This is a genomic window from Streptomyces kebangsaanensis (genome assembly GCF_001906585.1).
Taxonomy (GTDB): domain Bacteria; phylum Actinomycetota; class Actinomycetes; order Streptomycetales; family Streptomycetaceae; genus Streptomyces; species Streptomyces kebangsaanensis.
Genome location: NZ_JUJA01000158.1, coordinates 160,415 through 173,978, shown reverse-complemented (window position 1 = coordinate 173,978; position 13,564 = coordinate 160,415). Strand labels below are relative to the sequence as shown.

Annotated in this window: 14 protein-coding genes and 1 pseudogene; 2 read left to right on the top strand and 13 right to left on the bottom strand. The window is 71.8% G+C overall.

What is annotated here, in order from left to right:
• Positions 1-33: 33 nt before the first annotated feature.
• Positions 34-585, top strand: coding sequence for a DUF1697 domain-containing protein (locus tag RH94_RS29335; RefSeq protein WP_073951364.1), 552 nt, complete (start codon positions 34-36; stop codon positions 583-585).
• Between the two features lie 15 nt (positions 586-600).
• On the opposite strand, the gene RH94_RS29330 is transcribed toward RH94_RS29335, so the two are convergent.
• Positions 601-1,428, bottom strand: a complete 828-nt coding sequence (locus RH94_RS29330) for an aldo/keto reductase (RefSeq protein ID WP_073951363.1) — start codon at positions 1,426-1,428, stop codon at positions 601-603.
• Between the two features lie 111 nt (positions 1,429-1,539).
• Between RH94_RS29330 and RH94_RS29325 the strand changes: the two genes are divergently transcribed.
• Positions 1,540-2,157 carry a mycothiol-dependent nitroreductase Rv2466c family protein gene (locus RH94_RS29325; RefSeq protein WP_073951362.1) on the top strand — a complete coding sequence of 206 codons (618 nt, stop codon included), beginning with the start codon at positions 1,540-1,542 and terminating at the stop codon, positions 2,155-2,157.
• 148 nt (positions 2,158-2,305) lie between these two features.
• Here RH94_RS29325 and RH94_RS29320 read toward each other — a convergent pair whose 3' ends face one another.
• The 12 genes and pseudogenes from RH94_RS29320 to RH94_RS29265 all read right to left on the bottom strand — a co-directional run.
• Positions 2,306-3,058, bottom strand: coding sequence for a sirohydrochlorin chelatase (locus tag RH94_RS29320; RefSeq protein ID WP_073951361.1), 753 nt, complete (start codon positions 3,056-3,058; stop codon positions 2,306-2,308).
• A gap of 3 nt (positions 3,059-3,061) precedes the next feature.
• Positions 3,062-3,952, bottom strand: coding sequence for an ABC transporter permease (locus RH94_RS29315; protein WP_073951360.1), 891 nt, complete (start codon positions 3,950-3,952; stop codon positions 3,062-3,064).
• Positions 3,939-4,718: an ABC transporter ATP-binding protein gene (locus tag RH94_RS29310; protein WP_073951359.1), complete on the bottom strand. Its 780-nt coding sequence runs from the start codon at positions 4,716-4,718 to the stop codon at positions 3,939-3,941. Before RH94_RS29310 ends, RH94_RS29315 begins: the two co-directional genes overlap by 14 nt.
• Positions 4,719-4,745: 27 nt before the next feature.
• Positions 4,746-5,867, bottom strand: a complete 1,122-nt coding sequence (locus RH94_RS29305) for an aliphatic sulfonate ABC transporter substrate-binding protein (RefSeq protein WP_073951358.1) — start codon at positions 5,865-5,867, stop codon at positions 4,746-4,748.
• 224 nt (positions 5,868-6,091) lie between these two features.
• Positions 6,092-7,426, bottom strand: a complete 1,335-nt coding sequence (locus RH94_RS29300; RefSeq protein WP_073951357.1) for a sulfate adenylyltransferase subunit 1 — start codon at positions 7,424-7,426, stop codon at positions 6,092-6,094.
• A gap of 2 nt (positions 7,427-7,428) precedes the next feature.
• Positions 7,429-8,373, bottom strand: a complete 945-nt coding sequence (cysD, locus tag RH94_RS29295) for a sulfate adenylyltransferase subunit CysD (protein ID WP_073951356.1) — start codon at positions 8,371-8,373, stop codon at positions 7,429-7,431.
• The gene (gene cysC / locus RH94_RS29290; RefSeq protein ID WP_073951355.1) at positions 8,370-8,945 is read right to left on the bottom strand and encodes an adenylyl-sulfate kinase; all 576 of its coding nucleotides are present in this window, start codon (positions 8,943-8,945) and stop codon (positions 8,370-8,372) included. Before cysC ends, cysD begins: the two co-directional genes overlap by 4 nt.
• Entirely contained in the window at positions 8,945-9,652 is a 708-nt protein-coding gene (locus RH94_RS29285; protein WP_073951354.1) for a phosphoadenylyl-sulfate reductase, read from the bottom strand. The genes cysC and RH94_RS29285 overlap by 1 nt, the downstream gene beginning before the upstream one ends.
• A complete protein-coding gene (locus tag RH94_RS29280) occupies positions 9,649-9,831 on the bottom strand; it encodes a hypothetical protein (protein WP_073951353.1) in 183 nt (60 codons plus the stop codon). Before RH94_RS29280 ends, RH94_RS29285 begins: the two co-directional genes overlap by 4 nt.
• Positions 9,828-11,519 carry a nitrite/sulfite reductase gene (locus RH94_RS29275; protein WP_073951352.1) on the bottom strand — a complete coding sequence of 564 codons (1,692 nt, stop codon included), beginning with the start codon at positions 11,517-11,519 and terminating at the stop codon, positions 9,828-9,830. The genes RH94_RS29280 and RH94_RS29275 overlap by 4 nt, the downstream gene beginning before the upstream one ends.
• A 423-nt stretch (positions 11,520-11,942) precedes the next feature.
• A complete protein-coding gene (locus tag RH94_RS29270; protein ID WP_073951351.1) occupies positions 11,943-12,515 on the bottom strand; it encodes a GNAT family N-acetyltransferase in 573 nt (190 codons plus the stop codon).
• Positions 12,516-12,624: 109 nt separating this feature from the next.
• Positions 12,625-13,564 (bottom strand): annotated as a pseudogene (locus tag RH94_RS29265) (hypothetical protein); the annotation flags it as partial.

Below are 13,564 nucleotides of genomic sequence, written 5' to 3'. Positions count from 1 at the left end.
CACGGGGCACGACAGCCGCTCTATGGTGAGTGGATGACGACGTATGCGGCGCTGCTGCGCGGAATCAACGTGGGCGGCGGCAAGAAGGTCCCGATGGCCGAGCTGCGCACCCTGATGGAGGGGCTCGGCCACACCGGCGTCCGTACGTATCTGCAGAGCGGCCAGGCCGTCTTCGCCTCGGGGCGCGGCGACGAGGAGTCACTGGCCGCCGAGCTCGCGGACGCCGTCGGGGAGCGGTTCGGGTTCCCGGTGGACGTGATCGTGCGCGACCACGCCTATCTGCGGGCGGTCGCCGAGGCCTGCCCGTTCCCGGCCGCCGGACTGGAGGGCAGACAGCTCCACGTCACCTACTACTCCGCCCCCGTCGACGCGGCGCGCTTCGCGGAGATCGACCGGGCCGCCCACCTGCCCGAGGAGTTCCGCCTCGGCGACCGCGCCCTGTACCTGTACGCGCCGGACGGACTCGGCCGCTCCAGGCTCGCCGAGCAGCTGTCCAGGCGTCGGCTGAACAAGGGCGTGACCGCGACCAGCCGCAACTGGAACACGGTGCTCAAGCTCGTCGAGCTGACCGCCCAGGGCGCCTGACCGGGCCGGGCGCGATCACGCGAGGGCGGCCAGCAGGGACAGCTCGGCGCCGGTCGGCCGTACGCCGGCCGCGTCCAGGTTCTCCTCCAGGTGGACGAGCGTGCCCGTGCCCGGGGTCGGGCAGAGCACGGGGGAGCGGTGCAGCAGCCACGCCAGGGCGACCTGCCCCGGTGTGGCTCCGTGCGCGGCGGCGATCCGGGCGCACTCCGGGTGCGCGGTCAACGCGCCGTTGCCCAGCGGGAACCACGGCAGGAACGCGATCCCGCGCTCCTCGCACAGCTCCAGCAGCGGCTCGGACTCGCGGTCCAGCAGGTTGTAGCGGTTCTGGACGGAGGCGATCTCCGTCAACTCCAGTGCGGCGGAGAGCTGTTCGGCGGACACGGTGTCCAGGCCGATGTGCCGGATCTTGCCCTCGGCCCGCAACTCCTCCAGCGCGCCCAGCTGTTCGGCCATCGGTACGGCCGGGTCCAGCCGGTGCAGCTGGTACAGGTCGACGGTCTCCAGCCGCAGCCTGCGCAGGCTCGCCTCGCACATCTCCCGCAGGCGCTCCGGCCGCCCGTCGATGTGCCAGGCGCTGTCGCCGGTGCGGACCACCCCGCCCTTGGTGGCGATCACCAGGCCCTCGGGGTACGGGTGCAGGGCCTTCGCCACCAGTTCCTCGGCGACGGACGGCCCGTAGTTGTCCGCGGTGTCGATCAGGGTCACCCCGCGCTCGACCGCCCGCCGCAGCACGGCCACCGCGTCCCGCGCGTCGCCGCGCGGTCCCCAGTAGCCGGGGCCGGTCAGCTGCGCGGTGCCGTACCCGAGGCGCCGTACGGGCAGGTCGCCACCGAGCGCGAACATCTCCTCGATCACCCGACGGAGCGTACACGCGACCGTGGGGCGAAGTGGACCACGAAAGGACACGCCGAGTGGACCACGTTCCCGCGCCACTCGGGCACTAGCGTCGGCGGCATGACGAACGACTCGCCCACCCGCGTGGACTTCTGGTTCGACCCCGCCTGCCCCTTCGCCTGGATCACCTCCCGCTGGCTGCTCGAGGTCGAGCGCGAGCGCCCGCTCGACCTGCGGTTCCACGTCATGAGCCTGTACCTGCACAACATCGGCAACGAACTGCCGGAGTGGTACCGCGAGTTGGTCGACAAGTCGATCGGCCCGGTGCGTGTTGCCGCGGCCGCCGCCGAGCGGCACGGCGAGAAGGTGCTGCGCGACCTGTACACCGCCTTCGGCGTCCGCCTCCACGAGCGTAAGGAGGAGGACTTCGACGCGGTGGTCACCGGGTCCCTGACCGAGCTGGGGCTCGACGGCGACCTGGCGGCGGCCGCGCACGACCCGTCGTACGACGAGGCGGTACGGCGCGGTCACGAGGCCGGCGCCGAGGCGGAAACGGGCGCCTACGTGGGTACGCCCACCCTCCACGTGGACGGAACGGTGTGGTTCGGCCCCGTGCTGCGGGCCATCCCGCGCGGGGCCGAGGCGGCCCGGCTGTTCGACGGTTTCCGGGTGCTGGCGGCACATCCGGATTTCTTCGAACTCAAGCGGACCCGCACGGGATCGCTCCGCTTCGACTGATCGGAACCGTTCCGCGGCGCCGCAGTGACACTTGGGCGCCGCGCGGCGCTGTACTGAACGGCGACCATCGCGCACCGGGCCCCCGGCGGGCGGTGGTCGGTCCGTCCGCGGTCCGGCACCACGGGGGAGTGCCGGGCCGTGGGCGTGCTCAGGCGCCCAGGGCCGTTCGCAGCGGCAGCCGGGCGGCGTCGTACCGCTCCAGCAGCAGCCGCGCCACCTCCGGCGCCGGGCCGAGGACGTCGGCCAGGACGTCGGCCCGCGCCTCGGCGGCGCCCCGCGCGATGCGGTCCGGCAGGAAGCCCGGGGCCAGGACGTACGGCGCGACCGCGACCTTCGCGCAGCCCAGCGACCGCAGGGCGCGCACCGCGTCCTCGGTGCGCGGAAGGGAAGCGGAGGCGAACGCAGGCCGCACGGCGCACCAACCGGTGTGCCGCCACTCCCGCGCGATGTCTGCGATCACTGCGATCGCCTCCGGGTCGGAGGACCCCGCCGAGGCCAGTACGACCCCGGTCGAGGACTTGTCGGCGGGGGACAGCCCCGCCTCGTGGAGCCGGCGCTCCAGGGTCCGCGTCAGCAGCGGCGACGGGCCGAGGACGTCGGCCTGCCGGACGCGCAGCCGCGGCGGAGCCTGACGCAGCACCGACGGGATGTCCGCCTTGGCGTGGAAGGCGCGGGTCAGCAGGAGCGGCAGAGCGACCACGTCCCGCACCCCCCGGGCCGCCAGCGACTCCAGCACGCCCTGCACGGAGGGCACGTTGAAGTCGAGGAAGCCGGTCTCCACCCGCAGCCCGGGGCGCAGCGAGCGCACCCGCCGCACCAGGGCGTGCACGGTGGCGGCGTGCCGCGGATCGCGGCTGCCGTGGGCGACGACCAGGAGAACGGGTTGCTGGCACAGGGACATGGGTCAGCTCTTCACCAGGAGACCGCGGCTGCGCAGCACCCACCGCTCCAGCGGACTGAAGATCAGCAGGTCGATGGCGATGCCGACGAACAGGATCAGGACGATGGCCTCGAACACCATCGACATGGAGCTCGCGTTCCGGCCGTTCTCCAGCAGGGCGCCCAGGCCGATGCCCAGGTCCGGCGAGGAGGCGATGATCTCCGCCGCCATCAGCGAACGCCAGGAGAACGCCCAGCCCTGCTTCAGCCCGGCCAGGTAGCCCGGCAGCGCGGCCGGCAGCACGATGTGCCAGGCACCCCGGACCCCCGTCGCGCCCATCGTGCGGCCCGCCCGCAGGAACAGCGGCGGAACCTGGTCGATGCCGGACACCAGGCCGTTGGCGATGGACGGGACCGCGCCGAGCAGGATCACCGCGTACATCATCGAGTTGTTCAGGCCCAGCCAGATCACCGCCGGCGGCACCCACGCCACCGACGGCAGCGACTGCAGACCGGACAGGACCGGGCCGATGGCCGCCCGCACGAACTTCACCCGGGCCACCAGCAGCCCCAGCGGGGTGCCGATGGCGAGGGCGAACAGGAAGCCCAGCAGACCGCGCGAGACGGACGTCCAGACGAAGTCGAGCAGCGTGCCCTGCAGCCAGGCGTCCTTGAACTCGCGGCCCACGTCGGCCGGCGAGGGCAGCCTGCTCGGGTCGTCGACCACCTTGAGGGAGATCAGCGCCTGCCAGACCACCAGCACCACCGCGATCGCCACGACGGGCGGCAGGACCTTGTCGACGAGGGTGCGCCGCAAGGGCGTACGCCCGGTCTCGGTGGCCTCCAGCGCGTCGAGTCCGGCCTCCACGCCGGCCAGTTCGGCGCCCCGCGCCGTCTTCGTGTCAGTGCCGGCCATGGCGGCGGATCTCCCCACGCAGTACTTCGGTGATCTCCAGGGACAGCTCCGCGACGGGCGCGTCCTCGATACGGCGCGGCTGCGGGATGTCCACCGTCCACTCGCGGGCCACCCGGCCCGGACGGGAGGACAGCAGCACCACGCGCTGGGCGAGCCGCACCGCCTCGCGCACGTTGTGCGTCACGAACAGCACCGACACGCCGGTCTCCTGCCAGATCCGGGTCAGCTCGTCGTGCAGCACGTCCCGGGTGATGGCGTCCAGGGCCGCGAACGGCTCGTCCATCAGCAGCAGGTTGCTCTCCTGCGCCAGCGCGCGGGCCATCGCCACGCGCTGGCGCATACCGCCGGACAGCTCGTGCACCCGCTTGCCGTACGCGCCCTTCAACCGGACCAGTTCGAGCAGCTCCTCGGCCCGGCCGCGCCGCTGCGGCTTCGGCACCCCCCGGAGTTTCAGGGCGAGTTCGATGTTCTTGCCCGCGGTCAGCCACGGGAACAGGGCGTGCTCCTGGAACATCAGGGCGGGGCGGCCGTCCGTCGTGATGGACCCGGCGGTGGGCCGGTCGAGGCCCGCCACCAGGTTCAGCAGGGTGGACTTGCCGCAGCCCGAGGCCCCCAGGAGGGTGACGAACTCGCCCGGGGCGACATCGAGACTGATGCCGTCCAGGACGAGCTGCTGCCCGCCCGGGGCCGTGAAGGACTTCGAGACGTTCTCAAGGCGCGCCGCGTGCACTACGGACTCGGCGGCCGTGACGAGGGTCGTGGCCATGGTCGGCACCTCCTGGGAACTCTTCGGCTACGGGCTCTGCTCGACGCCGAGGCCGGCGTCGCTGACGGTGGGCTCGCCCTCGGCCCGGAGGACCTTGTTCAGCAGGGTGAGGTCGTAGATGCCGTCCAGCCTCGGCGACTGCAGCAGGCCCGCCTTGACCGCGTGCCGCGCCTGGGTGTCCAAGGTGGACGCCAGCGGGTCGTCGGTGATCCGGAGGGACTTCCACGCCGGGTCCAGGACGTTCTCGGGCAGCGCCTTGCCGGAGTCGGCCCTGAGCCGCTGGTTCGCCGCGGCCTTCGCCTCGTCCGGGTGGGCGTTGATCCACTTGTTGGTCTCCACGGAGGCCTTAAGCACCGCCTCGACGGCCTTCGGGTGCTCCTTGAGGAACCTCTGCGACACGATGATGTTCGTGATCACGAACTTCTCGTCGGGCCACAGCGACGACTCGTCCAGCAGCACCTCGGCGCCCTCGGCGACCAGCTTGGACGCGGTCGGCTCCGGCACCCAGGCGCCGTCGATGGAACCGGACCGGTAGGCGTCCGGGGTGATCTTGTTGTCGGTGCGGACGACGGAGACGTCGCCCTTGCCGCTGAGCGCGTCGACCTTCCAGCCCTGCTCCGCGACCCAGTTGAGGAACGCCACGTCCTGGGTGTTGCCCAGCTGCGGGGTGGCGATCCTCTTGCCCTTGACGTCCTTCAGGGACTTGATCCTCTTCGGGTTCACCACGAGCTTGACCCCGCCGGAGGCCGAACCGCCGATGATGCGCAGGCTCCTGCCGTCGGACTTGGTGTAGCCGTTGATCGCCGGGGACGGGCCGATCCAGCCGATGTCGATCGAGTTCGAGTTCAGCGCCTCGATCTCGGACGGGCCGGCGTTGAAGACCTGGTACCTGGCCCGCGTGGCGCCCAGGGCTTTCTGGAAGAAGCCCTTCTCCACGCCCACCAGCGCGGTCGCGTGCGTCAGGTTGCCGAAGTAACCGATCCGGACGGAGTCCAGGCCGTCGACCTTCTCGGCCCCGGCGGCGACCTTCTGGTGGGAGCCGTCGTCCCGGGCCTGGGAGCCGTAGCCGCAGGCGGCGAGTGCGAGGAGCGGGAGAGCGAGGGCCACGGCGAGGCCGCGGCGGTACAGGGGTGAGGAGTTGGCAGGCACGGGAGGATCGTCCTCTCGTCGGCCCGGCGGTCACGGTCTCTCAGGTCGTGGCCGGGAGGTCGGCAGGTCTTCCACGTAAGCGGTGGGGGGTGAGGGCGCGCGGGCAGTGCGCGTACGTCAGCGCGCACATCGGCCCACCCCGCCCTGCCCGCTGCCGAGGGCGCCGCTGCCGACCCGGCCGCCCTCCTTGGCGAACGTCGAGTAGAAATCGGGGAAGTTCATGGTCAGAAGTCCCAACCGTCGTCGTCGGTCGCGTCCTTGACCGGTTCCGGCGCGGCGAACGACTCGCCGACCATGCCCGCGGTGAGCGTGGTGCCGTCGGACGGGTCGATCAGGATGAACGATCCGGTGCGGCGCGAGTCGGCGTAGGAGTCGACCGGCAGCGGCTCGGCGGTGCGGATCTTCACCCGGCCGATGTCGTTGGCGGCGAGCCGGCCTGGGTGCGGGTGCAGGGACAGGTCGTCGAGGGTCAGCCGGGAGGGGATGTCCTTGACGATCGCCTTGACCGTGCGAGTGCCGTGCTTGAGCAGCACCCGGTGGCCCACGGTCAGCGGCTGGTCGGCGACGTGGCAGACGGTCGCCTCCACGTCCTGGGTGGTCGCGGGCGCGTCCTTGCCGGGCACGATCAGGTCGCCGCGCGAGACGTCGATGTCGTCCTGGAGCAGGACGGTGACCGACTGCGTCGTCCAGGCCGCGTCGACCGGCTCGCCGAGCAGGTCGATGCCGGAGATCCGGGTCGTACGGCCCGACGGCAGCACCGTGACCTCGTCGCCGACCCGGAAGGTGCCGGCGGCGATCTGGCCCGCGTAGCCGCGGTAGTCGGGGTGCTCGGCGGTCTGCGGCCGGATCACGTACTGCACGGGCAGCCGGGCGTGGCAGTGCGCCAGGTCGTGGCTGACCGGGACCGTCTCCAGGTGCTCCAGGACGGTCGGGCCGCCGTACCAGTCCATGGTCGCGGACGGCTCCACCACGTTGTCGCCGGCGAGCGCCGAGATCGGGACGGCGGTGACCTGCGGGACGCCCAGCTCGGTGGCGTACGCCGTGAACTCCTCGGCGATCCTCGCGAACACGGACTCCTGGTAGCCGACCAGGTCCATCTTGTTCACGGCCAGCACCACGTGCGGCACGCGCAGCAGGGCCGCGATCGCCGCGTGCCGGCGGGTCTGCTCCACCACGCCGTTGCGGGCGTCCACCAGGATCACCGTCAGCTCGGCGGTGGAGGCGCCGGTGACCATGTTCCGCGTGTACTGCACATGGCCCGGAGTGTCCGCGAGGATGAACCGGCGCCGCGGGGTGGCGAAGTAGCGGTAGGCCACGTCGATGGTGATGCCCTGCTCGCGCTCGGCCCGCAGCCCGTCCGTGAGCAGCGCGAGGTCCGGGGCGTCCTGGCCGCGGCTCGCCGAGACGCGCTCGACGGCCTCCAACTGGTCGGCCAGGACCGACTTGGAGTCGTGCAGCAGCCGGCCGACGAGGGTGGACTTGCCGTCGTCGACGGAGCCGGCGGTGGCGAACCGCAGCAGCGTGGTGGCCGAGAGGTCCTCGGTCGTGGTCGTGCTCATGGCTAGAAGTACCCCTCGCGCTTGCGGTCTTCCATCGCGGCCTCGGACAGCTTGTCGTCGGCCCGGGTGGCGCCGCGCTCGGTCAGGCGCGACGCGGCGATCTCGGCGATCACCTTCTCGATGGTGTCGGCGTCGGAGTCGACGGCGCCGGTGCAGGACATGTCGCCGACCGTGCGGTAGCGCACCAGCCGCTTCTCGACCCGCTCGCCGTCCTTGGGCCCGCCCCAGTCACCGGCGGTCAGCCACATGCCGCTCCGCGAGAACACCTCGCGCTCGTGGGCGTAGTAGATCCCGGGCAGCTCGATGCCCTCGCGGGCGATGTACTGCCAGACGTCCAGCTCGGTCCAGTTGGACAGAGGGAAGACGCGGACGTGCTCGCCGGGCGCGTGGCGGCCGTTGTAGAGGTTCCACAGCTCGGGCCGCTGGCGGCGCGGGTCCCACTGGGAGAACTCGTCCCGCAGCGAGAACACCCGCTCCTTGGCGCGCGCCTTCTCCTCGTCGCGGCGCCCGCCGCCGAAGACCGCGTCGAACCGTTCGCTCTGGATCTTCTCGGTCAGCGGCAGGGTCTGCAGCGGGTTGCGGGTGCCGTCCGGGCGCTCCTTGAGGACACCGCGGTCGATGTAGTCCTGCACGGAGGCGACGTGCAGGCGCAGGCTGTGCCGGGCGACCGTGCGGTCCCGGTAGGCGAGGACCTCGGGGAAGTTGTGCCCGGTGTCCACGTGCAGCAGCGAGAAGGGGACGGCGGCCGGGGTGAACGCCTTCAGCGCCAGGTGCAGCATGACGATGGAGTCCTTGCCGCCGGAGAACAGCAGCACCGGGTTCTCGAACTCGCCCGCCACCTCGCGGAAGATGTGCACCGCCTCGGACTCCAGGGCGTCCAGGTGGGAGAGGGCGTACGGGCTCCGCGTGCCCTCGTCGCCCCCCTTGACCTCGGCGGCGGTCGTCATGCCAGTCCCCTTTCACTGAGCAGGGCGTACACGGACGCCGCGGACTCCCGGACGGTCTGGTGCTGCGACTCGATGCGCAGGTCCGGCGAGACGGGCTCCTCGTACGGGTCGTCGACACCGGTCAGGCCGGACAGCTCGCCGGCGGCCTGCCGGGCGTACAGGCCCTTCACGTCGCGCACCGAGCACACCTCGACCGGGGTGGCCACGTGCACCTCGACGTAGGCCGTGCCGTTCTCCTCGTGCCGCTTGCGCACCGCGTCCCGGCTGTCCGCGTACGGCGCGATCACCGGGACCAGCGCCAGCACGCCGTTGCGGGCGAGCAGTTCGGCGACGAAGCCGATGCGCTGCACGTTGGTGTGCCGGTCCTCGCGGCTGAAGCCGAGGCCCGCGGAGAGGAACTCGCGGATCTCGTCGCCGTCGAGCACCTCGACGCGGTGGCCCTCCGCGCGCAGCCGCCCGGCCAGTTCGTGCGCGATGGTGGTCTTGCCGGCGCTCGGCAGACCCGTGAGCCAGACGGTGGCTCCGGTCGTCACGTGGTTCTCCTGAGTCCGATGAGTCCGATGGTTGGTCATCAGTGCAGTCCGCACTCGGTCTTGGCGGTGCCCGCCCAGCGGCCGGCGCGCGCGTCCTCGCCCTCCAGCAGCCGCCGCGTGCAGGGCGCGCAGCCGACCGAGCCGTAGCCGTCCATCAGCAACGGGTTGGTGAGGACGCCGTGTTCGGCGACGTAGGCGTCCACGTCGTCCTGGGTCCAGCGGGCGATGGGGGAGACCTTGACCTTCTGCCGCCTCTCGTCCCAGCCGACCACCGGGGTGTCCGCCCGGCTCGGGGACTCGTCGCGGCGCAGCCCGGTCGCCCACGCCCGGTAGCCCTCGAGGCCTTCCTCCAGCGGCTGGACCTTGCGCAGCCTGCAGCACAGGTCGGGGTCGCGGTCGTGCAGCCTCGGCCCGTACCGCGCGTCCTGTTCGGCGACCGTCTGCCTCGGGGTGAGGGTGATGACGTTGACGTCCATCACGGCCTCGACCGCGTCGCGGGTGCCGATGGTCTCCGGGAAGTGGTAGCCGGTGTCGAGGAACACCACGTCCACGCCGGGCAGGGCGCGGGAGGCGAGGTGGGCGACCACCGCGTCCTCCATCGAGGAGGTCACGCAGAACCGCCTGCCGAAGGTGTCGGCCGCCCACTGGAGGATCTCCAGCGCGGAGGCGTCCTCCAGCTCCCGGCCGGCCCGCTCGGCCAGCTCCTTCAACTCACCTGCTGTAAGACCATCCTGAGTGGCCGTCATGTCTGCTCGTCCCCCTCGTGGTCGGCCCGCCGCACTCCCCGGGCCAGCAGTCCGAGGAACTTCAGCCGAAAGCCCCGGTTGCACGCCGCGCATTCCCAGCTGCCGTGGCCCTGTTCGCCGGGACGCAGGTCCTCCTCGCCGCAGTAGGGGCAGTGGAAGGGTGCCGCCCGCTCGCTCACGACAGGGCCTCCTCGGAGGCCCGGGCGGCCCAGGCGGCGAACCGCTCGCCGTTCTCGCGCTGCTCCTGGAAGCGCTTCAGCACGCGCTCGATGTAGTCGGGCAGTTCGTCCGCAGTGACCTTCAGGCCGCGCACCTTGCGGCCGAAGCCGGGCTCCAGGCCGAGCGCGCCGCCCAGGTGCACCTGGTAGCCCTCGACCTGCTCGCCCTCGTCGTTCAGGACCAGCTGGCCCTTCAGGCCGATGTCCGCCACCTGAATACGGGCGCAGGCGTTCGGGCAGCCGTTGAGGTTGATGGTGATCGGCTCCTCGAAGTCCGGCAGGCGGCGCTCGAGTTCGTCGATCAGGTGGGAGCCGCGCGCCTTGGTCTCGACGATGGCGAGCTTGCAGAACTCGATGCCGGTGCAGGCCATGGTGCCGCGCCGGAACGAGGACGGCCGGGCGGTGAGGTCCAGCGCCTCCAGGCCGTCGACCAGCGAGTCGACCTGGCCCTCCTCGACATCGAGGACGATCATCTTCTGCTCGACGGTGGTACGGACCCGTCCGGAGCCGTGTGCCTCCGCCAGGTCGGCGATCTTCGTCAGCGTGGCGCCGTCGACGCGGCCGACCCGGGGGGCGAAGCCGACGTAGTGGCGGCCGTCCTGCTGCCGGTGCACACCGACGTGGTCGCGCCACTGCTGGACGGGCTGCTCGGGGGCGGGCCCGTCGACGAGCTCGCGCTTCAGGTACTCGTCCTGGAGCACCTGGCGGAACTTCTCCGCACCCCAGTCGGCGACCAGGAACTTCAGCCGGGCCCGGTTGCGCAGCCGGCGGTAGCCGTAGTCACGGAAGATCGACAGGACGCCCTCGTAGACGTCCGGGACGTCCTCGATCGGCACCCAGGTGCCCAGCCGCACGCCCAGCTTGGGGTTGGTGGACAGTCCGCCGCCCACCCACAGGTCGAAGCCCGGCCCGTGTTCGGGGTGGCGCACGCCGACGAACGCGACGTCGTTGATCTCGTGGACCACGTCCAGTAGCGGGGAGCCGGAGATGGCCGTCTTGAACTTCCTCGGGAGGTTCGAGTACGCCGGGTTGCCCAGGACGCGGCGCTTCATCTCCTCCAGCGCCGGGGTGGCGTCGATGATCTCGTCCTCGGCGATGCCGGCGACCGGCGAGCCGATCATCACGCGCGGGGTGTCACCGCAGGCGGTGACCGTGGACAGGCCGACGGCCTCCAGCCGGTCCCAGATCTCGGGCACGTCCTCGATCCGGATCCAGTGGTACTGGATGTTCTGCCGGTCGGTGATGTCGGCCGTGCCGCGCGCGAACTCCTGCGAGATCTCGCCGATCACCCGCAGCTGCCGCGTCGTCAGCCGGCCGCCGTCGACGCGGACCCGCAGCATGAAGTAGCGGTCGTCCAGCTCCTCCGGCTCCAGGACCCCGGTCTTGCCGCCGTCGATCCCGGGCTTGCGCTGGGTGTACAGACCCCACCAGCGCATCCGGCCGCGCAGGTCGGTGGGGTCGATGGAGTCGAAACCGCGTTTGGAGTAGATCGTCTCAATACGTGTCCGCACATTGAGACCGTCATCGTCCTTCTTGAACTGTTCGTTGCCGTTGAGCGGGGTCAGATGCCCCACGGCCCACTGACCCTCGCCGCGGTGACGACTCACCTTGCGGCGGGGCGCGGCGGAGTTCTGCGAGGAGGCGGCCATGGTCGATACGTCCTTCGGGACAGCGAGGAATGCGGCTCTGACCTGCGCGGATGCGGGCGCATGGGCAGACGGGCGCACATGCGCGCCGTTGCGCAGGCAGGGAGAACGGGGGAAAGCGGGGGGAAGCGGGAAAAGCGAGGAAGGAACCGGTGGTGCTGGAACCCGTGGCTCAGGCCGGTGCGGGCAGGGTCAGCAGGCCGGACAGATGGCGCTGGACATGCGGCCGTGGTCGACGTGCCGTCGGCTCACCAAGGCGATTCCAGTTCCAGACATGGCGGAAGCGTGGCACGACGATCTGGACAGCGTCCAGCATCATCCGTAATGTGGACACCCTTGTCCCGGGATACGGACAAGGGTGTCGTGTGTCACATGGGTTGTCGCGCGGGTTGTCGCACGGGGCGCGGACGCCGGCGTCCGCGCGGCTCAGACCGCGTACGCCCCCGGCCAGGGGCCCGGGGTCGGAACGTCCGGTTCCTCCTCGACCTTGGTGTCGAAGAGCTTGAAGCCGCGGCGCTGGTAGTTGTCCATCGCGTGCTCGCCGTCCTTGCTGCACGTGTGCAGCCACACCCGCTTCGTCGGCGGCCGTCCCGGCCAGCGGTCGGCCAGGTCCCAGGCGCGGGCGGTGCCGTACGCGAGCAGGTGCCCGCCGATGCGGCGGCCGCGGAAGGCCTTGACCAGCCCGAAGTAGACGATCTCCACGACGCCCTCGTCCTGGGCCTCCAGCTCGACGTAACCCGTCGGCGTGCCGCGGTCGTACGCCACCCACGTCTCGACACCCGGACGCTCCAGGTACTCCCGCCACCGCGCGTACGTCCAGCCCAGCCGGTCCGTCCAGCGGATGTCGCCGCCGACCGAGGCGTACAGGAACCGGCTGAACTCGGGGGAGGGCACCTCGGACCGGACGACCCGTACGTCCCCCTCGGGCACGGCGGCCGGCAGGAGGTCGTCGGGGGAGGTCTGCTCCAGGGACCAGGTGGTCACGGCAATGCTCGTCATGCCGGTCAGGGAATCATCCGCCCCGGGCCGCTGTCGATCGGGAGTGTCCCGTCTCACCCCGGCCCGTTCGTCCCCTCACGCGGACCCGTTCGTCCCGGGACCGGGCGCCCTACCGCATCTCCCGTTCGACCGAGGACAGCGGCAGCGCGAACAGCATGCGGCCCGACAGGGACCAGACGTCGCCGGTCTCCGCCCAGTAGGACAGGGAACCGGTGCCGTCGCCCCAGCAGCGGTGGGTGCCCTCGGCGCCGCACTCGACCGCCTTCGCGCCCTGCCGGTCCTGCCGCCACAGTATGCCGTGGGTGCCCTCGTCCGCGGGGCGGCCCAGGTACCAGTCGGGGGACCCGGACGGGCCCCTCCGGTGGGACAGCACGCCCCGGACGTCGTCCGCCTTCGACTCGTACGCCTCGTCCGCGGCCGCCGTCCCGGAGGAGTCGGTGGCCAGCAGACCGGAGCGGGCGGGGTCCCGGCTGAAGGAGTAGCGCCACAGGACCGTGCGGCCGCCGCCGTCCGCGGCCGCCGCGCGGCTGGCGACCAGGCTTTCCGGCGTGGAGCTGCGGTCCAGGGAGAGGCCGTCCGGACAGGGCGGGCCGGAGCGGTCCGGACCGGACACCTCGACGCAGTTGCCGTCGGCCGGGCGGTAGGAGGCGACCGCGGGCAGCACCCACCGGTAGCCGTTCGCGGACCAGCCGCCGGGCACGCGGCCGACCGCCTCGTCGGCGACCGTGGTGCGCTGGATGCGGTGCAGGTCGTAGACGTACAGCGCGTCGCGCTCGGCACCGGAGGTGGTGACCAGCAGCTTGTCCCGGTACCAGACCATCCCCGACACTCGCGAGACCAGCCCCCGGTAGTCCCGCCCGCCGTCGACCGGGACGACGAGCAACGCCCAGGTGTAGGTGAGGCGGTCCGGGTCGTCGGCGTTGACGAACGCGACCCGGGCCAGACCGCGGCCGGCCCCGGCGTCGTGCGACCAGCCGGAGAGGATCACCCGGTGGGCGCCCCACCGGCCGCCGTCGTCGGCGTCCCCGGAGGTGGTCACCGACTCCGGC